A 25442-nucleotide genomic window follows, 5' to 3' on the forward strand; every position below is an offset into this window, starting at 1 on the left:
GATGGCTTTCATGAAAAGCCTGCCCACTCGCCGCATCGCACTGTCCGCAACACTTGCCTCCGTCGCGCTGGCACTGTCCGCTTGCGGCGGCGGTTCCTCGCCGTCGTCGACGTCGGGTGGAGACACTTCGCTGTCCGCCATCAAGTCCAAGGGCGAAATCGTCATCGCCACCGAAGGCACGTACCGGCCGTTCAGCTTCCACGAGAACGGGGCCGGTCCCCTCACGGGCTTCGACGTCGAAATCGCCCAGGCCGTGGCGGGCAAGCTCGGGGTAAAGGCAACCTTCCAGGAAACCCAGTTCGATGGCATCTTTGCGGGCCTTGATTCCAAGCGCTTCGACACTATTGCCAACCAGATTTCCATCAACCCTGAGCGCACGGCCAAGTATGACTTCTCGGCCCCATACACGATCTCCAATGGCGTCGTCGTGACCAAGTCCGACAACAACTCCATCAACAGCTTCGCCGACCTCAAAGGCAAGACCACAGCCCAGTCGCTGACCAGCAACTTCTACAAGATGGCAGTTGACGCGGGCGCCAACGTCCAGTCCGTCGAAGGCTGGGCACAAGCCGCCACCCTGGTCCGCCAAGGCCGCGTCGACGCGACCGTCAATGACAAGTTGACCTACCTCGACTACGCCAAAAGCACCCCGGACTCGGGCTTGAAGATCGCCGCCGAAACCACCGACAAGACGCAGAGCGCCCTGGTCTTCCGCAAGGGATCCGCCGACCTCAAGGCCGCAGTGGACAAAGCGCTCACGGACCTTCGAGCCGACGGCACCCTCGCCAAGATCTCCCAGAAGTACTTCGGCGCAGACGTTACCAAGTAGCCGGCGGCCAAACAGATGACCTTCAACTGGGACCTCGTCTGGAGTTCCTTCGGGCCGATCATCGGCGGCGCCGTCACCGGAACCATCCCCCTGACCCTGGCCTCATTCGCCATTGGCCTGGCGCTGGCGCTGCTCGTTGCCCTCTTGCGCCTGAGCCCCAACAGGCTGCTCTCCGGCGTCGCGCGCTTCTACGTCTCCGTGATCCGGGGGACGCCCCTCCTGGTGCAGTTGTTCGTGATCTTCTATGGCCTCCCAAGCATCGGCGTGAAGCTGGAACCGTGGCCGAGCGCCATCATCGCGTTTTCCCTCAATGTGGGCGGCTACGCGGCCGAGGTCATCCGCGCAGCGATCCTGTCCGTGCCCAAGGGCCAATGGGAGGCAGGGCACACCATCGGTATGTCGCGGCCGCAAACGCTCGTGCGGATCATCCTCCCGCAAGCGGCCAGGGTCTCGGTGCCCCCGCTGTCCAACACCTTCATTTCCCTTGTGAAGGACACCTCGCTGGCTTCACTCATCCTCGTCACCGAGCTTTTCCGCAACGCCCAGCAGATCGCCGCGTTCAGCCAGGAATTCATGATCCTGTACCTCGAATCCGCCTTGGTCTACTGGGTCATTTGCCTCGTCCTCTCCACGGGCCAGTCCGCCCTGGAGCGTAGATTGGACCGTTATGTCGCCCACTGAGCCCAGCAACGCCCCGCGAGGGAACTCCGGGCTGGTGTTGTCCGCCCGGGACCTCGCCAAAGCCTTCGGCAGCAACGTGGTACTGCGCGGCATCGACATCGATGTCCGCCGCGGACAGGTAGTTGCCTTGATCGGGCCCTCCGGTTCAGGAAAGACGACGGTCCTGCGATCACTCAACGGCCTCGAAGTGCCCGACGCCGGCACGGTCACCTTCGGGGACGCCGACGCCGGTACAGTCCGCGGATCCGGCGCAGGCCTGACCCTCGATTTCGCCGGTACCGTGGGAAAGCGGGAGATCGCCGCCCTCCGGGACCGCAGCGCCATGGTGTTCCAGCACTACAACCTGTTCCCGCACATGACGGTGCTCAAGAACATCATCGAGGGACCGCTGCAGGTCCAGAAACGTCCCCGGGCGGACGTAGTGGCGGAGGCGGAGCGGCTCCTGGCCCGGGTGGGCCTCGCGGACAAACGCGATGCTTACCCTTTCGAACTGTCAGGCGGCCAGCAACAACGCGTGGGAATCGTGCGCGCCTTGGCCCTCAAACCCCAACTGCTGCTCTTCGACGAGCCCACCTCTGCCCTGGACCCGGAACTCGTGGGTGAAGTGCTGGGTGTCATCAAGGAACTTGCCGACGAAGGCTGGACCATGGTGATCGTGACGCACGAGCTCGCCTTCGCCCGCCAGGTTGCCGATGAAGTCATCTTCATGGACGGCGGCGTGGTGGTGGAACGAGGGCCGGCCGCGGAGGTCTTGCGGGAGCCGCGGGAGGAACGAACCAAGCAATTCGTCAAGCGCCTCCAGCACGACGTCTGAGGCCCAACTGACTCGCATTAGATGTCGTATTGAGCCTCCAAAGCGACATTAACTGCGAGTCAGTTGGGTGGGTGGGCACGCACTCAGCGGATGAAACGCAAAGTCACCAACTGGAACGGGCGCAGGGTCAATTCGGCGGCCCCCGCTCCGGGAGTCACTCCGGGAGCATCGACGGGTCGCTCCAGGAGGTCCACTGATTGCACCATCCGTGATTCGAAGTTGGCTGTGATGAGGCCCGTGGAGCGTTCCCCCAGCGATTCGTAAAGCCTCACGATGACGTCTCCGGAGCCGTCCTCGGCAAGCTTGACGGCCTCGATGACCAGCGCTTGGTTGAACACCGTGAAGAGCGGCTCCACGGGGTTCGCTCCCGCCAGCAGCCTTGGTTTGAGGTTGGTCCGGTAGCCCTCTTCCACGGCGTCGCCGATGCCGGCGCCGGGCCGGATGCTCAGATCCAGGACGTGCATGCCAAGGTCGGCCCGGGGGTCCGGGAACTTGGGCGCCCGCAACAGTGACACGCGGACGTTGGTGGTGGTTCCGCCGTCGGCGCGGATGGTCCGGGTGACGTCATGCCCGTAGCTTGACGCGTTGGAAATGGCCACACCGTAACCCGGCTCTGCCACATGGATCCAGCGGTGGGCGCAGAATTCGAACTTGGCGGCTTCCCAGGACGTGTTGGTGTGCGTAGCCCGGAATACGTGCCCGAACTGGGTCTCCGAGGCTGAACGGTCGGCACGCACATCCAGCGGGAACCCGATCTTCAGCAGTTTCTCGTGTTCCTGCCAGTCCACCGTAGTGGAAATGGCGAGGGATTCCGCTCCCGCTTCGAGGGAAATGCGCTGCGTGATGGTGGAGGAGCCCACGCTTCGCTCCACCACGACGACGGCGTCCCAGCCTGCGCTTTCCAACGTCACCGATCGGGCCTCGACTATCGAGACGACGTTCCGGCGGTAGAACTCGTCGATGTCCCAGGCATCCCATTCGTTGGGCGTGTCCCGGTGGAGTTCAAGGTGGTTGCCGAACATCCCGAGTGCAATGGCTTCGCGGCCGGTTGCGTAATCCGAGAGGGAGGTCAGCAATCCGTTGGCGTCCAGTACCGCGCGGATGATGCCGTTGTCCAGAACATAACCGCCGGCGCGTTCTGTGACGCTGACTGGACTGTCCTCGTGAACCGCTTCCGCAGCGGCAAGCGCGGGAACCCCGCTGCGCTCATGCGGGGCCGCATTGAGCAGGAAGATGGTGTCTCCCTCGCCCAGCAGGGCCGAGGCGGCACCCGCGATGATGCCTTCCAGCTCCCGGGCGATCGCGGCATAGTTCCGCTCCGCATCCTGGTGGACCCACGCGATGGAGCTGCCCGGCAGGATGTCGTGGAACTGCTGCAACAGCACAAGCCGCCACAAGCGCTTGAGGTCCGCCGCAGGATAGGTGAACGAACCGGGAGTCCGTACTGCCGCCGTCGAGCACCAAAGCTCGGCCTCGCGCAGCAGGTGCTCCGAGCGGCGGTTCCCCTGTTTGGTGTTGGCCTGGCTCGTGTAGGTGCCCCTGTGTAGCTCGAGATACATCTCCCCCACCCAGACCGGGAGGTTGTGGTACTCGGCCTCGGCCTGCTTGAAGAACTCTTCGGCGGTTCCCATGCGCACCTTCGGCGAGCCTTCCAGATCCGCCGTCCGGTGGGCTGCCGCAACCATTTCGCGCGTTGGTCCGCCACCGCCGTCGCCGTAACCGAAGGGGACCAGCGAAATGGTGCCCCGGCCGTGCTCCCGGTAATTGCGCTGGGCATGGGCGAGTTCGCGGCCGTGGAGCTCGGAGTTGTAGGTGTCCACGGGCGGGAAGTGGGTGAAAAGCCGCGTGCCGTCGATGCCCTCCCAATTGAAGGTGTGGTGCGGCATCTTGTTGACCTGGTTCCAGGAGATCTTCTGGGTAAGGAACCACCGGGAACCAGCGGACTTGACGATCTGCGGGAGGGCGCCGGAATATCCGAAGGAGTCAGGGAGCCAGGCTTCCTGGCAGTCGATGCCGAACTCCTGCAGGAAGAAGCTCTTGCCCTCCACGAATTGGCGGGCCATGGCCTCGCCGCCGGGCATGTTGGTGTCCGATTCCACCCACATGCCGCCGACCGGCACGAATTGCCCTGCATTCACTTTCTCCCGGATCCGGATGAACAGCTCAGGATAGAACTCCTTCATCCACGCCAATTGCTGCGCCGAGGAGCAGGAGAAGACGAAATCGGGGTTCTCATCCATGAGGGCGACAACGTTGGAGAACGTGCGGGCGCATTTACGGATGGTTTCACGGACCGGCCAGAGCCAGGCCGAGTCAATGTGGGCGTGGCCGGTGGCCAGCAGTTCGTGGGCCGAGGCGTATGCGGGCCGGCTCAAGACCTCGGCGAGGACCTCCCTGCCGGCCGCTGCGGTGCCCGCGACATCGTCCGGGTCCATGACGTCAAGCATGCGCTCAAAGGCCCGCAGGATCTCATGCCGCCGGGGCAGTTCGAAAGGTAGCTCGTGCATCAGCCCGCTGAGGGTCCAGATGTCCTGGTGGAGCTCCCACACCACCTCGTTGAGTTCGGCTATGGCTATGCGTCCGAGCTGGTAGCGGAGCTCGTCTCCGGAGGTGGATTTGTCCCCCAATGGGGTTGCCGCGAAGCTCCACCCCTGGCTGAGATCCGGATTGGCGGCGGCTTCAACATAGAAGTCCACCGAGAGTCCGCCACCCAGAAGCTTCAGCGGGACGTGCTGGTTCCGCGGAGAGATGGCCTTGATGATGGTGCCGTCCGGACGCCAGGCGATGCCTTCGCACTGGAATCCCGGGGCGTCGTTGCTGAACCCGAGATCGACGACGATCTCCACCGTCGTGCCGTCGGCAACTCCCCAGCCCTCCGGAACCTCACCCCGAAGCCGCAGCCATTTGGTGCTCCAGGCTTTGCCCCACGCAGCACCGTGTTCCTGGGGTTCAAAAACCCGGCGGAGTGCTTCCGAGACTGGAATCGGCTCTCCCGGTGCATCCCAGCTGCTCAGTTCAAGAGGCAGTGCGCGGCCATAGATGGCGGGGGCTATCCGCTCCCGGACAAAACGTTCGAGCCGCTTCTCAGTGATCCGGCGGTCGTCGTGCAATTGAAGTCCCCTTTGGCGGTGGGCTGGGTAGAGATGCTTCCTTACCGAGATGAGCAGCCTAACTAAGCAAGGTGACTGTTCGGCGGGAAACAACGGTTCCATTCGATGGATAAAATCTACGTTGTTCCGGATCAATTACCAAGTGATTGGCGGCTATCCCTACAAGTCCCTAGTCCCCACCGGCTCCCAGCCTTCGCAAGCTCAGGCCGGGGCCCTCGCCGGTGTGGGCCCCCGGCCGGGGCCCTCGCCGGTGTGGGCCCGCGCCGGAACGCCCACCCTGTCACTGCCCGCGTAGACGTTCAGGCTGGTCCCCCGGCTGAATCCCACCAGGGTCAGGCCGGTCTCCTGTGCGAGCTCCACGGCGAGGCTCGAGGGAGCGCTGACGGCGGCCAAAACCGGGATTCCTGCGAGCGCCGCCTTCTGGACCAGTTCGAAGGATGCCCTACCGGAGACCTGAAGGACGGTGCCGCGCAAGGGCAACAATCCTTCGCGCAGCGCCCAGCCCACCACCTTGTCCACGGCGTTGTGCCTGCCCACGTCTTCCCGCAGGCACAGAAGCTCGGCAACACTGCCGGTGCCGTCGTCGTGGATTCTAAAGAGGCCGGCGGCATGCACTCCCCCGGTCTTGTCGAAGACCGCCTGTGCTTCGCGGAGACGGTCAGGCAGGGACGCCAGAACCTCGACCGGAATGCTCAGGGGGTCGCCAGCGGGGCTGAAGTGCGAGGATTTGCGCACTGCTTCGATCGAGTCGGTGCCGCAGATCCCGCACGAGCTGGAGGTGTAGACGTTGCGCCCGGTCTCCGGTAGGACGACGTCGGGACGCAACTGCGCTTCCACGACGTTGAACGTCTGCACGCCGTTCTCGTCCTCGCCGGCGCAGAAACGCAGCGAAATGAGCTGGGCAGCGTCCCAAATGACACCTTCGGAGACCAGGAAGCCCGCCACGAGGTCGAAGTCGTCGCCAGGGGTGCGCATGGTCACGGAGAAGGACATGTGCCCCAGGCGCACCTCGAGCGGTTCCTCGACGGCCAGGAAGTCCTCGCGGTAGCGGACCGGGTGCTCCAGCGCCTGGGCGGAGCCATCCAGGACAAATTTGTGCACCTTGCGGCGCTGGGTCACCCGTCCCATCTCAGATACCCACCGTCCCGGCGGCTTCACTGTGCTCGGCGGCTTCCCCATGCTTGACGAACCGCACCGTCATGGCCTTGTAGCCGGGCGTGTTGGATTCACGGGCAACGAGCTCCCGGTGGACCAGGGCGTTGGCCTCCGGGAAGTACGCGGCCGCGCAACCCTTGGCCGTGGGGTAGGCAACCAGCCGGAACTTGTCCGCCCGGCGTTCCGTTCCGCCGAAGGTGGAGATGACGTCCACCATGTCCCTGTCCTCGAAGCCGAGTTCGCTGAGATCGTCCTCGTGGACCAGGATGACCCGGCGGCCTTCAGAAATGCCCCGGTAGCGGTCGTCCAAGCCGTAGAACGTGGTGTTGTACTGGTCGTGGCTGCGGACTGTCTGGAGGATCAGGTGGCCGGCGGGGGCTTCAAGGTACTCCAGCGGGCTCACGGTGAATCGTGCCTTGCCGATGTCCGTGGCGAACGTGCGGGTGTCGCGTGGTGGATTGGGCAGCACAAAGCCGTTCTTGGTCCGGACCCGTGCGTTGAAGTCCTCGAAGCCGGGAATCACCCTGGAGATGTGGTCCCGGATGACGTCGTAGTCCTCGGCCATCTCCCGCCAGTTCACCGCATGGTCATTGCCGAGGACTGCCTGCGCCATGCGTGCGACGATGACGGGTTCGCTGAGCAAGTGCTCCGAGACGGGAGTCAGGCGACCTTGGGTGGTGTGGATGACTGACATGGAGTCTTCCACGGAGAGGATCTGCCGACCGCCGGGGTGTTTGTCGTCCGTGTCCGTTCGGCCCAACGTGGGCAGGATCAGGGAGGTCTTGCCGTGCACCACGTGCGCGCGGTTGGGCTTGGTGGAGATGTGCACCGTCAGCCCGGCCCTCTTGAGCCCTTCCTCCAGCGCGACGGTGTCCGAGCCTGCCGCGGCGAAGTTGCCGCCCATGGAAACGAACACGTCCACCTCGCCCTTCTCCAAGGCGTGTTGGGTTTCCACGGAGTCGTATCCGTGTGCCCGGGGAGTGCTGAATCCAAACTCTTTGTCCAAGGCTGCCAGGAAGCCCTCGGAAGGCTTCTCCCAGATGCCCATGGTGCGGTCGCCCTGCACGTTGGAGTGGCCGCGGACGGGGCAGGCGCCGGCGCCACGCTTGCCGAAGTTTCCCTGCAAGAGCAGCAGATTGATGATTTCCCGCAGGGTATCCACGGAGTGGGGTTGCTGGGTCAGCCCCAGCGCCCAGCAAATGATGGTGCCTTTCGACGCGGCCAGCATACCGGCCACCTTGGTGATTTCGATGCGGCTCAGGCCCGCGGCGCGTTCCGTCTCGACCCAGTCCAGCGCCGAGCGTGCCTCGGCGTACGCCTCGAAACCCTCGGTCTGCGCGTCGATGAAGGCGCGGTCCACCACTGTTCCCGGCTGCCGCTTCTCCTCCTCCAGCAGGAGGTGGCCCAACGCCTGGAACAGGGCAAGGTCGCCACCCACCTTGATCTGCAGGAATTCATCGGCGATGTCCGTGCCACCGCCCACCACGCCGTTGAGCGACTGGGGATCCTTGAAGTTCAGGAGCCCGGCCTCCGGCAACGGATTGACGGCGACAACCTTGCCGCCGTTGTTCTTGCAATCACGCAAGGCGGAGAGCATGCGCGGATGGTTCGTGCCCGGGTTCTGGCCCACAACGAGCACGAGTTGCGCTTCGTGGATGTCTTCCAGTGAGACAGTGCCCTTGCCGATGCCGATGGTCGGGTTGAGGGCGCTCCCGGATGACTCGTGGCACATGTTCGAGCAGTCGGGCAGGTTGTTGGTGCCCAAGCTGCGGGCGAACAACTGGTACATGAAGGCGGTCTCGTTGGCCGTGCGCCCCGAGGTGTAAAAAACGCAGCGGTCAGGCGTGGTTGCATTCACGTGCTCGCCGATCAGGGCGAAAGCATCCGTCCAGCTGATCGGCGAATAGTGTGTGTCGCCGGGGCGGATGACAACGGGCTCGGCAATGCGCCCTTGGCTGCCGAGCCAGTATTCGGTCTTGTCCTCAAGCTCGGCCAGGGAGTGCCGGGCCCAGAACTCCGCATCGACCACGCGCGTGGTGCTCTCCTCGGCGATTGCCTTGGCCCCGTTTTCGCAGAACTCGGCTGGACTGCGTTTGCCGGTGATGGACTCCGGCCAGGCGCAGCCGGGACAATCGAAGCCGTCCCGCTGGTTGACCCGGAGCATTGACTTGACGGTCCGGCCGACGCCCGCTTGGGCCCAACCGCGTTCCAATGCAACGGTGACTGCCTTGACGCCCGCGGCGGAGCGCTTGGGTGGATGGATCTGGAGGTCATCTTCGTTGATGTCCTGCTCGGGAGCATGCCTGTTCATATCCCCATCATTGCAAGGCCTGACTCTCTAATCCACCCGCGTCCATTCGGCGCCGGAACTCTCAGCCCGTCAGGGCGCTCCAGTCGACCGGCCCGGACGACACCTTGCGCGCCGGCTTGGCAGGAGTCTTCTTGGCCTTCTCCTCCGTGGGCTTTGACCGGGGAAGCGGCGGCCCCCACGGCAACGGAAAAGCGGGCACCGCTTCTCCCAGTTGCACGCCGTGCGGTGGCACCACCATGACTCCGTCCGCGCTGGCGAGGCCGCGCATCATCCCGGGCCCCGCATGCTGGGCCGGCGAGGCCAAGCCGTACACGAATCTGAAGGGAAGCAAGCGCGTGCGCCCCGGGTCGGCGTCGAGCATGGCACCGCAAGGAACCTCGCCGACCTCCGGCAGCGCCCTGTGCCCCAGTCCCGCGAGTAGCGGTGCGCCGATCGTGAAGAGGACCATCATGGCCGCGAGCGGATTGCCGGGGAGACCCAGCACAAAGCGACCGTCCGGCAGTTCGGCCAGCACGCCGGGATGTCCCGGACGCATCGCAATTCCATCTATCAGCAAGCGGCCGCCGAGATCCGCAATGGCCCGCCGGAAGTGGTCCGTCCCCGAACGGCCGGTTCCCCCGGTGGTGATGACGACGTCGGCGGGCGGCGTCTCCGGCGACAGCTCGCCTTCCTCAAGGCCCGAGAGCCATTCTTCGTAGGAGTCGCCCACCTTGATTTGCCCGCCGCGGATCCCGCCAAGGAGTTCGACGACGGCGCCAAGCTGGGGACCGAAGGTATCCCTCACCCGGCCGGGGACCGGGACACCCGCGGTCACCACTTCGGAGCCGGTGAGGAGCATTTTCACGAGGGGCTTGCCCAGGACATCCAGTTCATCCCGCCCGGCCAGGGCGGCCAGGGCGAGATGGGCAGGGTTCAAGACGACGCCCGATTTGATCAGCAGCTCCCCCGCCGCAGCTTCTTCTCCGGCATTGCGGATATGTTGGCCGTTGCGCGGTTCGCCCGGTTTCGCGTTCCCGCTGAGCGCGAGCAACGGTAAGCCATCTTCGTCCGTGGTCAGGACCCCGCTCTCGCTCCGCAGCACGGCCTTGGCCCCCGGCGGGATCAGGCCGCCGGTGACGATCGGACTCGCTTGGTGCGGGGTCAGCCGATGGCCGGGTTCCGCGAGGATCCATGGGCCGCTGCCGTTGACCGCCCAGCCATCCATCGCCGAGGACGCGTAGTGCGGCAGGTCCTGCAGGGCGTGGACATCCGCGGCCAAGGTCCTGCCGATGGCGTCCTTCAGCGCGACGGGTGCGGCGGGAATGGGCGTGGCACTATCGAAGGCAAGTTGGCGCGCCTCGGCCCACAAGTGGTCGGCGTGCGGGGCATGCCCGGAGGCTTCCGTCATCCGGCGTCGGTTCCGGGGTTCGTGTAGTCCTTCGCGAGCGTGCGTGCCAGGCCCATGGCGGCATCCATCGACGCGGCTTCAGTCGCTTGTCCCGAACCCGCAGCAAGTCCGGCCGCGAAGCCAGCAATGAAGGTGGTCAAGGGAGCCGCCGGCCGGACCACTGAATGGGCTGCAACGCCTGCCAGGGACAGGATCTCGTTGATATCGATCTCGACGTCTTCCAGCTCATATGCTTGCAGAAGGCTCCTGCACCATTCCTCGAGCGTTTCTTCCTGGCTCTTCACGATCCGCCTCCACTGTCCGGTACAGCTGTTATCACGGCAGGTCGCCGTCCACTCCAAGCGCCGCGGCGTCGTCCCAGGTATCCACGTCATCGGTGGACCCTGCGGGGACAGGCACGGCCAGCAGATCAAGCCTAGCAAGCAGGCGGAACACCGCGGCGTTGGCCAGGCCACCTTGTTCCTCCGCAGCCTGCACTTCCCGTCGTAGCGCGGATACGCGGTAGATCCCGAGCAGCGGCTGCTTCCGACCGTCGGCGGATACGGACATGGCCCCTTCCGCTTCTTCGTGGCCTGCAAGTTCCCGGAGCAGTACCGGAACCGCGGCGGCGGCCAGGGGCATATCGCAGGCCATGACGAGTACCCAGGGCGCGTGCTTCGTGGACAGGCTCTGGCCACCCTTCCCTTCGCCGTCTTGCGCTTCTAGCGCGAGGAGTCCGGCGGCGATCGCGGCTGCCGGCCCGGCGAAGGGCGGGTCCTCCCGCGCGGTCAATGTGCCATCCGGTAAAGTGCCGGGATCCGGCCCGACGACGACCACCCTCCCTGCACCGCGCACGGCCGCCACGGCGCGCTGAAGGAGCGTGGCGCCGTCGTACCTCAACTGGGCTTTGGGCACGCCTCCGAGGCGGGAGGACTTGCCACCCGCCAATATCACCGCATCAAAGTCCACCCGCCCAGATTACCCGGGAAGCAGGCTCGATTCCGGTTCAGGCCGCCGATTCAGGCAGGAGAAAGGGATCCCATGCGGGCGCAGGTTTCTCAAGCTCCTTGATCTGCCAGATAGTCCCGGTGGGCGCCGCCGGCGTGAACCTCAGTTTCCAGCCCATCTCGGCTGGAGTGTGGTCACTCTTGGCGTTGTTGCAGCGAAGACACGCTGCCACCAGGTTTTCCCAGGAATCCGCGCCGCCCCTGGATTTGGGGTGGACGTGGTCAATGGTGTGGGCTGCTTTCCCGCAATAGGCGCAACGGTGACCGTCGCGGCGCAAGACGCCACGGCGTGTAACCGCCGTGATGGTGTTGTACCTCGGCCGGATGTAGCGATTGAGCAGAATCACGGAGGGGCGTCCGAGAATCTCCTGTGGCCCGACGACAGGCTCGTCGCCTTCGGCCACTACGCTCGCTTTTCCGGTGAGCACAAGGACCAGCGCCCGGCGGAAGGTTACTACCGCCAGCGGTTCATATCCAGCATTCAGAACGAGTGTGCGCATGCACGTACCTCTTCACGGCCGCACCCGTCAGGGGCGCGAGGGCCGGCTGCCCTCTGCATGTACGGGCTGTGGATCGACAACCTAAGAGTAAACACCCGGAGGCCGGATCAACGAATCCTTGCGGGAGTTCCAGGACAGTGTCGGTCAAAGTTCACGTGCCGGACACGTAGCCGGAACCTTCCAAGCACCCGGAGGCTACTCCCCGAACCGTGGCCTGGAGACACCTGGAGGAGTGATTTAGCGCATGCTGGTTAAAACAGAACATCCCCGCGGGCGGACCAGCGGGGATGTTCCAGTGAAGCTATGTAGCCGGAGCTATTTAGCCACCAACGCGGATGAAGACCGGGCCGGAGCCGACGTTGACGCTGTAAAGGGCGGTGGTGCCACCGTTCCAGCCGCCGTGGACGGCCATGCCGTTGCCGACGTAAACGGCGATGTGGGCCATGCCCATGCCACCGTTCTGGTAGTAGACCAAGTCTCCCGGCTGCGCTTCAGCAGCGCTGACCGTACGGCCAAGGGAGAGGTAGTCTGCCGGCCAGCCGTGGAAGTTGATCCCAACAGCGGCCAGGGAGTTCGAAGCCAGGGCGGTGCAGTCCTGGGCAACGCCAAGCTGTGCGTAAGCTGCGGCAGCAATTGCTGCGCCCTTGCCGCTGGCAACCTTGGTTGCGGGTGAAACAGCAGCGGTGACAGAAAGCGTCGAGGAGCCGGTAGCGGCACCCGTTGCGGCCGGAGTAGCGTCCTGCGTGGCAACCGGAGCTGCGACAACCGGAGCAGCTTCGGTGGAGACCGCCGGGCGCTCGTACTTGATGGCGACGGAGGAGTCGGCCGAAATGCTTGCTTGGGCGATGGACTGGACTTCCAGGGCGGAGGTCGAAGTGGACTCGCGGGGGACGTTGGTTTCTGCAGCGTTGGCTGCGATACCGCTAGTGAGCACCAGACCGGAAGCAGCTGCGATAACTGCTGCCTGACGGCCTACGCCACCGGCGTTGCTGCCGACAGTCTTAGCGATAACGGCAAGCGAGTTGGTCTTGGTGACCGCGGCACGATGGCGCGCAACAGTAGAGCGTGAAGACACGTTAAGAGGCCTCTCCCTATGCCCGCGAGGTAAGCTGTCGGATTCGGATGGGAGTCATCCGGCCACACTTCTCCCTCTCGGAAGTTGTGCGACTTAACCCCAAGGCCATCGGTGAAGATGACCAAAAGTGGGTCCCCCGCCTCTGCCAGACGATGTTTTGCGAACGGAACCTCGAGCAGTGGCAGAGCTAGGCAATCCACTCGAGTGCATCAACTCTCTAAAAGTTGATGCGTCTTAGACGGTACATGAGTTTTGGCTGAATGTCACATTCAGGTCACGGAGCGTGACAAGCATGCGAGAGGCTTCCATCGGATTGGCTACAGCCAGCCCAGGGGGTCAACGACGTCGCCGTTGACCATGACTTCAAAATGGAGGTGGCAGCCCGTGGAGGCGCCGGTGGTGCCGCTCAATGCGATGACATCGCCACGGCTGACCGTTTGGCCCACCTGGACGTTGAACGAAGACAAATGGTTGTACGTGGTTTCCAGGCCGTTGCCATGGTCCACCACAATGCGGTTGCCGCCGCCATACGGATGCCAGCCGGCGAAAGTGACCTTGCCGGCCGCGGCAGCATGGACGGGGGTGCCGCACTGGGCCACGAAGTCCTGGCCTCGGTGGAACTCACCCAAACCGCCCGTGATGGGATTCACGCGGTAGCCGAAAGGCGAGGCCGTGGTCAGGGTGTCCAACGGCGCCCCCAGGGTGCCCTTGGATGACGACGTCTTGATGGTGCCGACGGACTGCGCACTCAAGAGCTGCTTGAGCTTGCTGTCCGGATCCCCCGTGGTGGAAACCGCAGCACGGCTGAAGTCGATCGTGGCGCTTGCGGCGGCCGGAATCTCAGGCTGGGTGCCTACTGCCGAGGCGGCCTGGTTTGATTCGGCCGTGGCCGTCATGGCGCCGGTTCCCGGCATGGCGACCGTCAGGATGAGGCCCGTCGTGGCAAGGGCCACTCCGGCCTTCTGTCCCGCCCCGCTCGCCGCGGCGAACTCGGCCATCTGCCGAAAAGGACCCTTGCGGCGGCGAAGTTCGCGATGGGGATCGCGGGGCCGCTCGTGCTCGACGGCGCTCGTGCTCCGCAGCTCAGCAGTAGGACCGGACGCGCGCCTGCGGCCCCTGGTGTTCTGCGTGGTCAAGGTTTTCCTCTCTGGCAAGCCTGCGAAGTTAGCTGTCGGATTCGGGCCAGAGAGATCGTGGACCCGGTCCGCGCGAAGGGCGCGAAGCGCAGAGCTACCCGAAGGGCCCCGCACTTTTTGCACTTCCGCTGCGGACTTCACCCCAAGGCCGTCTTTCGACAGCCGATGGTGGTTCCTCCGCTTCTGCCAGTGAATGGACTAATCCACCTGATCCGCTGGCAGAACTCGGCTTCGGATCAGGTAACGCTTTGGTATCGGCGCCAGTAACAAACTATAGGGGATTAAGGCCCCGCGGTAATAATTTCGTTATCTTTGCCGGTCGCCTCGCCGGGCCGGCTAGGCGACCGTGACAAATACGTGCGAGGCAACCTCAGGCGGCAGTTCCAGCGCGCCGTCGATATTGGGCACGCGAACGGAGATGTACTCCCCCACACGTTCCAGGGAAACCCTGGCGCCGGGCCGGATTCCGCCCTCGTCCAGCTGCACGAGAAGTTCCGGTTCCACCTGGATCGGTTCAGCCAGCCGGCTGACAGTGACCCGGTTTTCAGGTGAGTATTCGTTCATCGCGTCAAGTAGGTTGACCACGCCATCCGTAAAGGCGTGGGACGCGACTCCACCCAGCGCTTCGAGTCCGGGAATGGGGTTGCCATAGGGCGATTCCGTCGGGTGGTCCAGCAGCTCGTAGAGCCGCCGTTCCACGCGCTCACTCATGACATGCTCCCAGCGGCAGGCTTCGTCGTGGACGTAGGCCCAGTCCAGTCCGATGACATCTGCCAGGAGCCGTTCGGCGAGCCGGTGCTTGCGCATCACCTCGGTGGCGCGTTTCCGGCCCGTTTCAGTCAGCTCAAGGTGCCGGTCATTGGACACAATCACCAGGCCGTCGCGCTCCATCCGTCCGATCGTCTGGGAAACAGTGGGGCCCGAGTGCCGCAAGCGCTCGGCGATGCGTGCGCGAAGAGCCACGATGTTCTCTTCTTCAAGCTCCAAAATGGTCCGAAGATACATCTCAGTGGTATCGATCAGATCCGTCATCCAGCTCAGCTCCTCGAGCGCAGTATCTTGCGTATTTTCCACCGTACCGCAGCCGCCTCAGTGGTCGAACAGGTGGCCGAACCGCCGGCGGTCCCGGTCCGGGCGCCAGCTCCAAGCTTAGCTTATTTGGAATTACTCCGAATAATTCTCGTGCCCCGTCCAGAGCCAGCCGAACAAATGCTTTCCACGTGGCGGACTATGACACCTTCGGTTCTGCCCCCGCCTGCGGCGTCAGGCAGAATTGGGGAGTCGAAGGGGCAGCTTGCCGCCTGCCACGACCCATCTAGGCCGCTACTTCACCATTGGAGCATCCCGTGAGCGACAACAGCATCACCATCCCTGCCGATTTGCTGCCCAAGGACGGCCGCTTCGGTGCCGGGCCCTCCAAGGTCCGCCCGGAGCAGATCGAGGCACTTTCCGCCGCCTCGACGACGATCCTCGGCACCTCCCACCGCCAGGCACCGGTCAAGAACCTGGTGGGCTCGGTCCGCGAGGGACTTAGCCAGTTCTTCCGTGCACCCGAGGGCTACGAGGTGATTCTCGGCGTCGGAGGCTCCACCGCGTTCTGGGATGTCGCCAGCTTCGGCCTGGTCGAGAAGAAGGCCCAGCACCTCTCCTTCGGTGAGTTCGGTTCCAAGTTCGCTTCGGCGACCAACAAGGCACCGTTCCTGGAAGCTTCGTCCATCATCAAGTCCGAGCCTGGCACCCGGCCGGTTTCCCAGGCCGAAGCAGGCGTGGACGTGTACGCGTGGCCACAGAACGAAACCTCGACGGGTGTGGCCGCTCCGGTCAAGCGTGTCCAAGGCAGCGACGACGGGGCTCTGGTCCTGGTTGACGCGACGTCCGCAGCCGGCGGCCTGGACGTTGATGTTGCCGAGGCTGACGTCTACTACTTCGCGCCGCAAAAGAACTTTGCCTCCGACGGCGGCCTGTGGCTCGGCCTCTTCTCCCCCGCAGCCCTGGAGCGCGCCGCCCGCATCAAGGCAAGCGGCCGCTGGATCCCGGATTTCCTCGACCTGCAGACGGCTATCGACAACTCGAAGCTCAACCAGACCTACAACACGCCGTCCCTGTCCACCTTGGTGACATTGGATGCGCAGGTCCAGTGGCTCAACAAGAACGGTGGCCTGGACTTCGCTTCCGGACGCACAGCGGATTCCGCAAGCCGCATCTACAACTGGGCCGAGGCTTCCGAGTACGCCACCCCGTTCGTCGCGAAGGCCGAGGACCGCTCCAATGTCATCGCCACGATCGATTTCGATGATTCGATCGATGCCGCGGCCATCGCCAAGGTGCTGCGCGCCAACGGGATCGTGGACACGGAACCGTACCGCAAGCTGGGCCGCAACCAGCTGCGCATCGCTACCTTCGTTGCCATCGAGCCGGACGACGTCTCTGCATTGCTCGCCAGCATCGACTACGTGGTGGGCGAACTGAAGAAGTAAGGGACTGCGGCGTTCCCGCGGTCAGGACTCGTCGGCGTCGCCCGGGTGGGGATCCCGGGCGGCGCTAGCCCTTTTAATAGAACCACCCGCGCCCTGGGACTCAATGCGGAAGAACCGCATCCCGCGGGCGCTGCTATCGAAACGGAGCCGCAGCTGGCGCGCGCGGATGATCCACACGATGCCGACGACGGCGGTGCTGGCGCCCGCGGCGGCGGCCACGCCCACAGCCCATCGGGGTCCGGCCACGTTGGACACCCATCCGACGAACGGTGCACCGATGGGCGTCCCACCCATGAAGATGGCCATGTAGAGTGCCATGACCCTGCCGCGCATGACAGGTTCCGTGGTGGACTGCACGTAGCCGTTGGCGCTCGTGATCATGGTCAGGGCAAACAGTCCGCAGGGAATCAGCGCCAAGGCGAACATGGTGTAATTCGGCGCCAGGGCAGCCAGTCCGCTCGCAAGGCCGAACCCGGCCGCCGCCGCGAAGATGAGCCGCATCCGTGGCCGCCCGCGCCGGGCGGCCAGCAATGCTCCTGCGACGGAGCCGATCGCCATGACCGAGTTGAGCAGCCCGAATGCCCCCGCGTCCATGCCGAACTCCGTGCCGACCATGGCCGCGATGAAGAGGACGAAGTTCAGGCCGAACGTGCCCATGATGAAGATCGCGACGAGGACGACCACAATGTCCGGGCGATTGCGGACATAGCGAAGCCCTTCACGGATGCGGCCCTTGCCCGCGGCGGCCCGGGGCTGCACGCGCAAGGAGGAAAGGGGGATGGCCCTGATCGCGCCAAGCATTGCGAGGAAGGTCAGGGTATTGATCATGAATACCCAGCCCGGCCCCACAGCCACCGTCAGCACGCCGGCCACGGCGGGACCGATCATGCGGGCAACGTTGAAGGATGCGCTGTTCAAGGCAACCGCGTTGGAAAGATAGTCCTCCTTGACCAGCTCCGAAACGAACGTCTGGCGAACCGGGGCGTCGAGTGCCGAGACGACACCAAGCAAGAGCGCGAACACATAGACATGCCACAGCTGCGCTGCCCCGCTCAGGACCAGGAGTCCCAAGCCAGTGCTCAGGACCGCCATGGCCGATTGGGTCATGACCAGGAGGCTGCGCCGGCTGTAGCGGTCGGCAAGCAGTCCGGCCCAGGGGGCCAGGAAAAGCTGCGGGCCCAATTGGAGGGCCAAGGTCACGCCCATCGCGCCGGCATCGTGGTTGCTCAGATGGGCGAAGACCAGCCAGTCCTGGGCCGTCCGCTGCATCCAGGTGCCGACGTTGGAAATGAGGGCACCAATGAACCAAATGCGGTAGTTAAGGACACCCAGCGATTTGAAGGTGGACATCAGTTTCCACCTTCACGAAATTCACTCGCCGGGTCCGCCAAGGGCTAGTCAGCCTCGATGTCGTCGGCGTCGTCGCTCTCTTGTTCGTCACCGGAGTGGCCGCCGTCGTCGTCCGCGTCAACGGGGACGCCGGCCTCCTCCGCCAATTCTTCGGCCGCGGTGGCCTCGTCCTCCGGACGGACGCGCTTTGCCCAAGGCACCCATTCAGGAGCGAGGATGGAGTCCTCCGACGGCAGCAGGCCAAGCTCGCTGACCGTGACCACTTTGGAGCGGGAGTTGCGGGTCACGACGGCGTACCACTGCCAACCGCCGTAGCCGGCCAGCCGCGATTCGAACAGGTGCGTGACGACGCGTTCGCCTTCGGAGCGCGCGGCAATATGCGGTCCGATCTCGCCCGGTCTGGCAATGGTCTCCACCGCATTGCGGGCGACGTCGACGGCGGCGGCCAGGAAAGCGTCCGGCTTGCCGACGCGCCACACAGGAATGCCGGTGCGGGGTTTCGCCGTTGCCGGCTTCCGCTCAGCACCGGGACCAGCCGTTCCAGCCGTTCCAGCTGTTACAGCAGCGGCATCAATTCCGGCCACTTCAGGACTGGCTTCAGCGGATTCCGATGTCATGGCAGGTTTAGGCTTCCAGCTCGTCGGCAACCTTGCGCAGGGCTGCGGCGATGGCCTTGCCCTTGGCGCCTTCAGGGTACTTGCCGGCGGACAACGTCCCAGAGAGGTTGTCCAGGACAGAGACGAGGTCCTGGACTACCGGAGCGAGCTCGCGGGCGTTCATGCGCTTGGCTTTGGCGATGGATGGCAACTTGTCCAGCACGCGGAGGCCAAGCGCCTGGGCGCCCCGGCGACCGTCGGCGACGCCGAACTCAACCCGGGTGCCGGCCTTGAGATCCGCTACGCCATCGGGCAGTGCGGATTTGGGCAGAAATACTTCCTGGCCGTCCTCTGCTGCGAGGAATCCGAAGCCTTTTTCCTTGTCATACCACTTGACCTTGCCGGTGGGCACGTAATCAACCTTCTTCGTTCTTACTTGCGAGACACAGCCGGCGCGCCACCGCATCCGCAGGATACTGCGGGAATAGGGGTAACTGCCAGGACCGTGTTGGTCTATTGCTTCAAGGTTATCCTGCCCGGCCGCGGATTCGCGCTTTGAGACCCCGCAGGCAGGTCCCGCCGCCTTTTGCCCGCAACCGGACCTGCACCCGGGTCTGGAACAGGGGATGCGGCCCGGGACTGTTAGCGTTGCTTCCATGATTCCCCACGACTTCCGCCGCCCGCTCACGATCGTTGCCGCCGTCGTCGCAGTGCTTTCCCTGGCGGCCGTAGCCGCCGTCATGGCCGTCGCTTTCGCCAACGGCGTGGCACCGGTCTGGGTCACGTCCACCGCTCTCTACGGGCTGCCGCTCGCTTTCATTTTGATGGCCGCGTTGGTGGTTGACTCTGTCTGGGCACGGCGTCGTCAATGAGCAGCCGGAAAGCCCGACGGCAGACCCGGCTGGCTGTAACGTTGAACTGATGTCCCTTATTCGCGCGCTCAGCAAGGAACTGGAAGCGCGCAGCGATGATTCGCTGCGGGCCCTGTTTGCCGCGCGGCCGGACCTCATCTCCCCCGTGGTCCCGGACTTCGCCGCACTCGCGGCGCGGGCAAGTGCCCGGGTCAGCGTGCAGCGCGCCCTGGAACGGCTCAACAAACCGGAGATGCAGGTAGTGGAGACACTCCACCTGTGCACCAACACCGACACCGGCCACAGCGTCTCCGCGGCGGGGCTGAAGAAGTGCATCAACGGCGCGACCCTTGCCGCGCTCGAGCCGATCCTGAACAAGCTCCAGGAACTGGCCCTCATCCACCGCGCCGATCCGCCGCCCACGGTGCACAATCCAGGCCGGCAGCGTTTCTACTTGCCGGTGGGCAGCCTCAAGGACGTCATCGGCATCTACCCTGCCGGTTTGGGGCGTAGCTACACCGAGTTGGTGCGGCTGCAACCGGCCTTCGCCCAGCGCGTGGTGCATCTCGTTGCCGAACTCCACCAGAGCGGCGCCAATATCCTGGCCGCCACGACGCCCATGGACGCGGCGTTGGCGCTGCAACGTTGGACATCGACGCCGGAGAACCTTCAGCACATCCTGTCCGAGGCACCCGTACGGACGCGCCCCCTTTTGAACAAGTTCGGCAACTGGGCCATGGGCGCCGTTCCCCAAGCCCAGCGCAAGGCCTCCGTGCTCCATGAAGGCCGCGACGTCGGTCCCGTGGACTGGCTCTTGGCCCGCGGTTTGCTTGTCCCCCTGGATGCCGGCCACGTTGAACTCCCGCACAGCGTCGGTCTGTCCCTGCGCGGCGGCGCGATCGTGGACCACTTCACGTTGAAGCCTCCCGTGCCGGAGCTGGGCCAAACGAGTGCTGCCTTACGCCGGAATGCCGCCATGGGTGCCATCGCCGAAGCGCTCCGGCTGGTGGGTGAACTCCTGTACGCGGTCCGCGAGCAGCCGGTGGTTACCCTGCGCAGCGGAGGGGTCGGTGTGCGTGAACTCAAACGCCTGGCCGACAGCCTCCGCCTGGGGTTGTCCGAGACCGCCCTGGTCCTTGAGCTCAGTGCCTTGTCCGGATTGCTGCGCCTCGATGTGGACAGTTCCACCTGGGTGCAGCCGCCATCGGTGGAATGGCTCACTCTCCCCCGCCAGGAACAGTGGCTCTGGCTGGTCAACGCCTGGCTCGCCAGCGAGCGTGCTCCTTCCCTCGTGGGACAAACCCTCTCCGGACCTGCCACCACGGCACCGCGATCCGGCTCTCCGGCAAGTTCCATCAATGCCTTGTCCGCCGAGGCCCAGCGCCCTGATGCCCCGCTGGTCCGCAAACGGATCCTGGAAATCCTCGAAGAGCTCACCCTCGAAGTGGAAGCACCGGACGGCAAGGCGCCGGTGCTCAACACCGAAGCCGTCATGGAACGCGCGGAATGGGCCCAGCCCCGCATGTCACGGCGGTTCAGCTCCCTTGTCCGCGGCATCCTGCACGAAGCCGAACTCTTGGGGCTCATGGGCTCCGGCGCCCTGACCCAGCTTGGTTCGGCGATCGCCACCGAACAGCCCGAGCTGGCGCTCAGCATCCTCGGCGAACACTTGCCCGCCGCGGTCAACCATGTCCTGCTCCAAGCAGACCTGACCGCCGTCGCCCCGGGCTACCTGGCACCTGAACTGAGCGAAAAACTGCTCTTGATCGCCGACGCCGAAGGCCAGGGACCGGCCACGATCTTCCGCTTCTCCGGAGATTCGATCCGGCGTGCGTTGGACGCGGGCCAGGACGCGGAAACCATCCTCGCGTTCCTCCGCACCCACTCCGCCACTGACGTTCCCCAGCCGCTCCGGTACTTGATCAAGGACATCGCCTCGAGGCACGGCCGGCTGCGCGTCGCCAGCAGCCCCAGTTTCATCCAAAGCGACGACGAAGCCGCCATCGCCGAGCTCGTTCGGGAGCCGGGAGCCGCAAGCCTGGGGCTGGTCCGGATCGCCCCCACAGTACTGACCTCCGCAACGAGCCCCCGGGAGACCGCGAGGGTGCTGCGCGAGCTGGGACTCTCGCCTGCCGTCCAGGAGGCGGAGACCGCCGTCGTGCGCTATAAGAGGACGACGGCGGTGGCCGGGGGCGTCCGCCCCGTCTACACGGCGCCCCGCATCGCACCGCCGGACGACGACGTCGACGCCCAGCTCGCGGTGCTGAGGCACCATCGCGCGGTCCACGGCGAAGTGACCGGCGAAGCAGCAACGCAACTGGGACTCGAAACCCTGCAGAGGGCCATCCGGCTGAAGCAAGCGGTCACCATGAACGTGGTGGACGGCTTGGGGAATTCCAATACCGAAACCGTTGTTCCGGTTTCAGTGTCGGGAGGGCGCGTCAGGGTGTTCGACGCCGCCAGGGATACCGAAAGAGTCTTGTCCATCCATCGCATCATCGATGTGGAGCCCGCGGGCGATCCGCGCAAGTGAGGAAGCAATAGTGAGCGACGGTCCCCTGATCGTACAGAGCGACAAAACCATCCTGCTGGAAGTCGACCACGAGCTTGCTACCGAGGCACGGCATGCGATTGCGGCGTTCGCCGAGCTGGAACGCGCCCCTGAACACATCCACAGCTACCGGCTCACCCCATTGGGCCTCTGGAATGCGCGGGCAGCAGGACTGGACGCCGAAAAAGTCCTCGACACGCTCCTGCGCTACTCCCGTTTCCCGGTGCCGCACTCATTGCTGATCGACATTGAAGAGACGATGTCCCGCTACGGCCGCTTGCGCCTCGAAAAGGACCCGCAGCACGGATTGGTCATGCGTACCACCGACTACCCCGTACTTGAGGAAGTCATCCGGGCCAAGAAAATCGCCCCCTTGCTGGGACCGAGGATCGACGGCGAAACCGTGGTGGTGCACTCCTCCCAGCGGGGACAGCTCAAGCAATTGTTGCTCAAGCTTGGCTGGCCGGCCGAGGACCTCGCCGGCTACGTGGACGGCACTCCACACCTGATCGCCCTGAACGAGGACGGCTGGCACTTGCGGCCATACCAGAAGCTTGCGACGGAGAATTTCTGGGCGGGCGGCAGCGGCGTCGTCGTGCTGCCCTGTGGTGCGGGCAAGACCTTGGTGGGGGCTGCAGCCATGGCTACGAGCTCCACCACCACGCTGATCCTGGTCACCAATACTGTCGCGGCCCGGCAATGGAAGGACGAGCTCCTCAAGCGGACGTCGCTGACGGAGCAGGAGATCGGCGAGTATTCGGGCGCGGTCAAGGAAGTACGGCCCGTTACGATCGCCACCTACCAGGTCCTGACCACGAAACGCGGAGGCCTTTACCCGCACCTGGAACTCGTGGACGGGCACGACTGGGGACTCATCATCTACGACGAGGTCCATCTCCTGCCGGCTCCGATCTTCCGGATGACCGCGGACCTGCAGGCCCGGCGGCGTCTGGGACTCACTGCGACGCTTGTGCGTGAGGATGGTCGCGAGGGTGAGGTCTTCAGTTTGATCGGCCCCAAGCGCTACGACGCACCGTGGAAAGACATCGAAGCCCAGGGCTACATTGCACCCGCGGACTGCGTGGAGGTCCGGGTGGACCTGCCCCGGGACGAGCGCGTCGCCTACGCGATGGCGGAGGATGCTGACAAGTACCGGCTCTGCGCGACGTCGGAGACCAAGACCCACTTGGTGGAGCAGCTCGTGGCCCTGCACCAAGGCGAGCAGCTGCTGGTGATCGGCCAGTACATCGACCAGTTGGATGAGATCGGCGAGCGTTTGGACGCTCCCGTGATCAAGGGCGATACCACTGTGAAGGTGCGGCAGAAGCTGTTCGATGCCTTCCGCGCCGGTGACATCAAGACCCTCGTGGTGTCCAAAGTGGCCAACTTCTCGATCGACCTGCCCGAGGCCTCCGTGGCGATCCAGGTATCTGGATCTTTCGGTTCCCGCCAGGAAGAGGCTCAACGATTGGGGCGCTTGCTTCGCCCCAAGCAGGACGGCCGTGCTGCACGCTTCTACTCCTTGGTGGCCCGGGACACCCTCGACCAGGACTTTGCCGCCAAAAGGCAGCGCTTCCTTGCCGAACAGGGCTACGCTTACCGGATCATGGACGCCAAGGACGTGCCCGCCGGGTAGGGGCTAGGCAACGTAGGGCTAGTCAATTTAACAGCTAGGCAACCAGCTGTTGCGCGCGCTCCTGTTGCTGCGCTGCTTGCAGCACGACGACGTCGACGACAGCCCAGGAGTCCTCGTCCTTGAGCTGCGCACCGGCGAAGCGTTCGGCGGCAAGGCGGTCGCTGAACTCCTCGTGCTCGATGCGTCCAGAGAGCATATCCAGGTAGCTGACATGGAATTCGACGTTCTGAATTTCAACGCGTGATTCTTGTTTGTTTTCCATGGCTCAAGTGTGAATCGGGGCTCCGACAATTTAGGACTGGGCCCGCGGCGTGTTGGCTTTTGGCCGTTTTTCGGGCCGGGCGCAGCACTGTCAGGCCGGCGCAGCACTGTCAGGCCTGCGCAGCACTTCCGCGGCCGTGCTCCGGACCGCCTCAGTCACGGCGTCCAGGATCCGCGACGATGTCCGCCACCGTTGCCAGTACAAGGGAACGTCCAACGGCCGCTCGGGCGCGAGTTCCACCAAATATCCGTCGGCTATGTCCCGGCCGCATTGCGGTTCAGGCAGCAATCCCCACCCAAGCCCCAAGCGGATGGCCTCGGCAAACTCCTGGCTGGACGGAACATAGTGCCGCGGCCCTGCCGGTTCCATCCCACGCCCCGCACCGCCCAGGAGTTCCAGGAAACGGTGCTGGTACTCATCCTTGCGGTCGAAGTCCACGGCCGGAGCCGCACGCAGCGAGGCGACATCGACGCCGTCGGGAAGCCACCGCGCCCTGAATTCCGGAGTGGTGACGGCGCGGTATCGCATGCTCCCCAGCGGCTCCACCCGGCAGCCCTGCACCGGCTCGGGAGTCGCGGTCACGGCGGCCATCACCGTTCCGGCGCGCAGCATGGACGTTGAATACTGCTCGTCGTCCCGGTGAAGATCAAAGACGGCGTTCAGCTCCGCCGGGACCCTGGTAAGGGCCTTGAGGAACCAGACGGACAAGGAATCCGCGTTGACCACGATCGGAACCGAGACCATCGGCGATTCGCCCGGCAGGCCCAGTTCCAGTTCGGCGTCGGCCTCGAGCTGGGCGAGCTGCCGTGCCAGCCTCAGCACCACGTGTCCCGACTCCGTGGCCTGGACCGGATTGCTGCGCTGCAGCAATACCCTGCCGGATGCTTGTTCAAGCGCCTTGAGGCGCTGGGAGACCGCCGACGGCGTGATGTTCAGTGATCGGGCAGCGGCGTCGAGCGTGCCTTCCGTGAGCACGGCGGCGAAGGTGTGCAACTGTTCGGAAGAGAATCTAGCCATAAGACAATCTTACGATGCCTAAGAATATTTAGCTGGACTAATGCCGAAGGCGGAGCCTAGCCTCGAAGTATGAACTCCCCCGACGTCTTCCACGCTGCCGGCATGGGCCTCGGCACAGGCCTGGCCCTCATTGTTGCCATCGGCGCCCAAAATGCTTTCGTCCTCCGGCAAGGAATCCGCGGCGAACATATCGGAGCAATCGTTGCCGTATGCGCCATCTCGGACGCCGTGCTCATCGCGGCAGGCGTACTCGGCACAGGCGCCCTGCTCACCGCGGCGCCTGCCGCCGTCGTCGTTCTCCGCTATGTCGGTGCGGCATTCCTGGTCACGTACGGCGTGATGGCGGCACGGCGGATCCTCAAACCGCAAGCGCTCATGTCCGCTGAGCCTGGGCCTTCGGGCGCCGGCCGAAGCGGACTGGCCGCAGCGCTGGCAACCGTCATGGCACTGACGTGGCTCAACCCCCATGTCTACCTGGACACCGTGTTGCTCCTGGGATCCGTGGCGAACGCGCAAGGGCCCGGGCTGCAGTGGTGGTTCGGCGGCGGAGCCATGCTGGGCAGCATTCTATGGTTCTGTTCACTCGGGTTCGGCGCGAAACTGCTGCGTGGCTTCTTTGCGCGCCCGGCGTCCTGGCGGGTCCTCGACGGCGGGATTGCCGTCACCATGGTGGGACTCGGCGTCGGGCTGGCTCTCGGCAGTTAGCCCGGGCCTACAA

General features: G+C 64.7%; 23 protein-coding genes and 2 riboswitches. Of the genes, 8 read left to right on the forward strand and 15 right to left on the reverse strand.

The annotated features are described in order from the left end of the window. Positions 1–10 precede the first annotated feature (10 nt). Genes AB4Z38_RS12590 through AB4Z38_RS12600 form a run of 3 tightly spaced genes read left to right on the forward strand, consistent with a single transcriptional unit; the run spans position 11 to position 2324 of the window. Complete coding sequence (locus AB4Z38_RS12590; RefSeq protein ID WP_441430032.1) at positions 11–829, forward strand: amino acid ABC transporter substrate-binding protein; 819 nt, start codon at positions 11–13, stop codon at positions 827–829. 15 nt (positions 830–844) lie between these two features. Beyond that, entirely contained in the window at positions 845–1510 is a 666-nt protein-coding gene (locus tag AB4Z38_RS12595; protein WP_441430033.1) for an amino acid ABC transporter permease, read from the forward strand. Beyond that, positions 1497–2324 (forward strand): amino acid ABC transporter ATP-binding protein, encoded by an 828-nt coding sequence (locus tag AB4Z38_RS12600; RefSeq protein ID WP_441430034.1) that lies wholly within the window; start codon positions 1497–1499, stop codon positions 2322–2324. The genes AB4Z38_RS12595 and AB4Z38_RS12600 overlap by 14 nt, the downstream gene beginning before the upstream one ends. A gap of 83 nt (positions 2325–2407) precedes the next feature. Here AB4Z38_RS12600 and AB4Z38_RS12605 read toward each other — a convergent pair whose 3' ends face one another. The 10 genes from AB4Z38_RS12605 to AB4Z38_RS12650 all read right to left on the reverse strand — a co-directional run bounded on the left by AB4Z38_RS12605 (position 2408) and on the right by AB4Z38_RS12650 (position 15016). After that, positions 2408–5434: an alpha-mannosidase gene (locus AB4Z38_RS12605; protein WP_441430035.1), complete on the reverse strand. Its 3027-nt coding sequence runs from the start codon at positions 5432–5434 to the stop codon at positions 2408–2410. Between the two features lie 201 nt (positions 5435–5635). Beyond that, entirely contained in the window at positions 5636–6562 is a 927-nt protein-coding gene (gene fdhD, locus AB4Z38_RS12610; RefSeq protein WP_441430036.1) for a formate dehydrogenase accessory sulfurtransferase FdhD, read from the reverse strand. A 1-nt stretch (position 6563) separates the two neighbouring features. After that, positions 6564–8900, reverse strand: coding sequence for an FdhF/YdeP family oxidoreductase (locus tag AB4Z38_RS12615; RefSeq protein ID WP_441430037.1), 2337 nt, complete (start codon positions 8898–8900; stop codon positions 6564–6566). A 61-nt stretch (positions 8901–8961) separates the two neighbouring features. Then, on the reverse strand, positions 8962–10287 hold the full coding sequence (locus AB4Z38_RS12620; RefSeq protein ID WP_441430038.1) for a molybdopterin molybdotransferase MoeA: 1326 nt from the start codon (positions 10285–10287) through the stop codon (positions 8962–8964). Then, positions 10284–10571, reverse strand: coding sequence for a DUF6457 domain-containing protein (locus AB4Z38_RS12625; RefSeq protein ID WP_234751566.1), 288 nt, complete (start codon positions 10569–10571; stop codon positions 10284–10286). The genes AB4Z38_RS12620 and AB4Z38_RS12625 overlap by 4 nt, the downstream gene beginning before the upstream one ends. Positions 10572–10602: 31 nt before the next feature. Further along, positions 10603–11235, reverse strand: coding sequence for a molybdenum cofactor guanylyltransferase (gene mobA, locus AB4Z38_RS12630; RefSeq protein ID WP_441430039.1), 633 nt, complete (start codon positions 11233–11235; stop codon positions 10603–10605). A 37-nt stretch (positions 11236–11272) separates the two neighbouring features. Continuing rightward, on the reverse strand, positions 11273–11773 hold the full coding sequence (locus AB4Z38_RS12635) for an HNH endonuclease (RefSeq protein ID WP_028266173.1): 501 nt from the start codon (positions 11771–11773) through the stop codon (positions 11273–11275). 319 nt (positions 11774–12092) lie between these two features. Beyond that, a complete protein-coding gene (locus AB4Z38_RS12640; protein ID WP_441430040.1) occupies positions 12093–12848 on the reverse strand; it encodes an NlpC/P60 family protein in 756 nt (251 codons plus the stop codon). Between the two features lie 5 nt (positions 12849–12853). Beyond that, positions 12854–13020, reverse strand: a riboswitch (cyclic di-AMP (ydaO/yuaA leader). Positions 13021–13165: 145 nt separating this feature from the next. Beyond that, entirely contained in the window at positions 13166–13984 is an 819-nt protein-coding gene (locus AB4Z38_RS12645) for a M23 family metallopeptidase (RefSeq protein ID WP_441430041.1), read from the reverse strand. A gap of 2 nt (positions 13985–13986) precedes the next feature. Further along, a riboswitch (cyclic di-AMP (ydaO/yuaA leader) is annotated at positions 13987–14194 on the reverse strand. A 126-nt stretch (positions 14195–14320) separates the two neighbouring features. Continuing rightward, a complete protein-coding gene (locus AB4Z38_RS12650) occupies positions 14321–15016 on the reverse strand; it encodes a metal-dependent transcriptional regulator (protein ID WP_345452396.1) in 696 nt (231 codons plus the stop codon). 314 nt (positions 15017–15330) lie between these two features. Here AB4Z38_RS12650 and serC point away from each other — a divergent pair, with 314 nt between their 5' ends. Then, the gene (serC, locus tag AB4Z38_RS12655) at positions 15331–16461 is read left to right on the forward strand and encodes a phosphoserine transaminase (RefSeq protein ID WP_441430042.1); all 1131 of its coding nucleotides are present in this window, start codon (positions 15331–15333) and stop codon (positions 16459–16461) included. A gap of 21 nt (positions 16462–16482) precedes the next feature. On the opposite strand, the gene AB4Z38_RS12660 is transcribed toward serC, so the two are convergent. From AB4Z38_RS12660 to AB4Z38_RS12670, 3 genes are read right to left on the reverse strand one after another with little or no spacing between them, the layout of a single operon-like run. Further along, positions 16483–17811 carry an MFS transporter gene (locus tag AB4Z38_RS12660; RefSeq protein WP_441430043.1) on the reverse strand — a complete coding sequence of 443 codons (1329 nt, stop codon included), beginning with the start codon at positions 17809–17811 and terminating at the stop codon, positions 16483–16485. 44 nt (positions 17812–17855) lie between these two features. Next, positions 17856–18428, reverse strand: coding sequence for a DUF3027 domain-containing protein (locus AB4Z38_RS12665; protein ID WP_441430044.1), 573 nt, complete (start codon positions 18426–18428; stop codon positions 17856–17858). 7 nt (positions 18429–18435) lie between these two features. Continuing rightward, a complete protein-coding gene (locus AB4Z38_RS12670; protein ID WP_441430045.1) occupies positions 18436–18819 on the reverse strand; it encodes a cold-shock protein in 384 nt (127 codons plus the stop codon). A gap of 244 nt (positions 18820–19063) precedes the next feature. On the opposite strand from AB4Z38_RS12670, the gene AB4Z38_RS12675 reads away from it, so the two are divergent. The 3 genes from AB4Z38_RS12675 to AB4Z38_RS12685 are packed head-to-tail and all read left to right on the forward strand — an operon-like array spanning position 19064 to position 23445. Next, positions 19064–19279, forward strand: a complete 216-nt coding sequence (locus AB4Z38_RS12675) for a hypothetical protein (protein ID WP_234751558.1) — start codon at positions 19064–19066, stop codon at positions 19277–19279. Positions 19280–19328: 49 nt separating this feature from the next. Next, positions 19329–21791, forward strand: coding sequence for a helicase-associated domain-containing protein (locus tag AB4Z38_RS12680; protein ID WP_441430046.1), 2463 nt, complete (start codon positions 19329–19331; stop codon positions 21789–21791). Positions 21792–21801: 10 nt separating this feature from the next. Further along, positions 21802–23445, forward strand: coding sequence for a DNA repair helicase XPB (locus AB4Z38_RS12685; RefSeq protein WP_441430047.1), 1644 nt, complete (start codon positions 21802–21804; stop codon positions 23443–23445). 34 nt (positions 23446–23479) lie between these two features. Here the strand turns inward: AB4Z38_RS12685 and AB4Z38_RS12690 are convergent, their stop codons facing one another. Beyond that, the gene (locus tag AB4Z38_RS12690) at positions 23480–23707 is read right to left on the reverse strand and encodes a hypothetical protein (RefSeq protein WP_441430048.1); all 228 of its coding nucleotides are present in this window, start codon (positions 23705–23707) and stop codon (positions 23480–23482) included. Positions 23708–23797: 90 nt separating this feature from the next. Beyond that, a complete protein-coding gene (locus tag AB4Z38_RS12695; protein ID WP_441430049.1) occupies positions 23798–24724 on the reverse strand; it encodes a LysR family transcriptional regulator ArgP in 927 nt (308 codons plus the stop codon). Between the two features lie 69 nt (positions 24725–24793). Here AB4Z38_RS12695 and AB4Z38_RS12700 point away from each other — a divergent pair, with 69 nt between their 5' ends. Continuing rightward, positions 24794–25429, forward strand: coding sequence for a LysE/ArgO family amino acid transporter (locus AB4Z38_RS12700; RefSeq protein WP_441430050.1), 636 nt, complete (start codon positions 24794–24796; stop codon positions 25427–25429). The last annotated feature ends 13 nt before the right edge of the window (positions 25430–25442 follow it).

Source organism: Arthrobacter sp. 2RAF6 (assembly GCF_052115205.1).
Lineage (GTDB): Bacteria > Actinomycetota > Actinomycetes > Actinomycetales > Micrococcaceae > Arthrobacter.